The following is a 1,158-nucleotide window of genomic DNA, read 5'->3' as shown; positions in this document are numbered from 1 at the left end:
AAGCCTTCAGACACGGAAACAGAAATCGAAAACCAAAACATGCAATCCCTGATGAAATCAAAGAACGTGTCCTAAAGAAATACCTCTCCTATGAAACATATAAACCAAATGTCCTTCATTTCTGTGAATTACTAGCTGAAGAAGAGGGAATTCAGCTCTCTGATACAACTGTTAGAAAAATACTCTATAAGGAAAACATCCTCTCTCCCAAGTCTCACAGAAAGACAAAGAAGAGACTAAGAAAACAAGCTAAACTGAACCGCAATCATCCCCTAGACAATCCAATCTTACCGTCCGCTAAAGATTTCCTGGAAGACACTAAAAAGCTACATCCTAGTAGACCCAGAAAGAAATTTGCTGGAGAACTCATCCAAATGGAGGCTAGCCCTCATGCCTGGTTTGGAGCAGAAACCTCTAACTTACACTTAGCCATTGATGATGCTTCCGGCAATATCCTAGGGGCTTATTTTGATAAAAAAGAGAACTTGAATGCTTACTATCATGTCCTTGAACAAATATTAGCCAATCACGGTATTCCCCTTCAAATTAAAACAGATAAGAGAACAGTCTTTACCTATCAAGCCTCCAACTCTAAGAAAATGGAGGACGATACCCATACACAGTTTGGATACGCCTGTCACCAACTGGGGATTCTCCTTGAGACAACCGCTATCCCTCAAACTAAAGGGAGAGTCGAAAGACTCAATCAGGCACTACAATCTCGCCTGCCTATTGAACTGGAACGAAACAATATTCATACCTCGGAAGAAGCCAATACCTTCCTTCTTTCCTACATTCAAACCTTTAATGAACAGTTTGGAAACAAGACAAAACTCTCTGTCTTCGAGGTGGCTCCTAAGCCCTCTGAACGAAATCTCATTCTAGCTAGACTGGCGGAGAGAGTCGTGGATCGTAGACACCATATCCGATTCCAAAATCGTTGCTATATCCCTGTTGAACAAGGAAAAGAAGTCTACTTCAGCAGAAAGACGAAAGCATTCGTTATAAAAGAAGTTGACGGTGACATCTACCTCAATATCGCTGACAAGATCTATCACACAAAGGAGCTACTAGTTCATGAACTCTATTCGAAAAACTTTGAATCAGAACCAGAACAAAAAAAGAAAGACGCAAGTATATCCCTCCACAAACCCATCC

The 1,158-nt window shown here is 40.9% G+C and carries 1 pseudogene; it reads left to right on the top strand.

The features are described from left to right. Positions 1 to 1,158 (top strand): annotated as a pseudogene (locus HT729_RS09270) (ISNCY family transposase); the annotation flags it as partial.

This window comes from Streptococcus sp. 79 (assembly GCF_013277425.1).
Classification (GTDB): Bacteria; Bacillota; Bacilli; order Lactobacillales; family Streptococcaceae; genus Streptococcus; species Streptococcus pseudopneumoniae.
The sequence above is the reverse complement of the archived record's forward strand: the minus strand, read 5'-3'. Positions and strand labels throughout refer to the sequence as shown.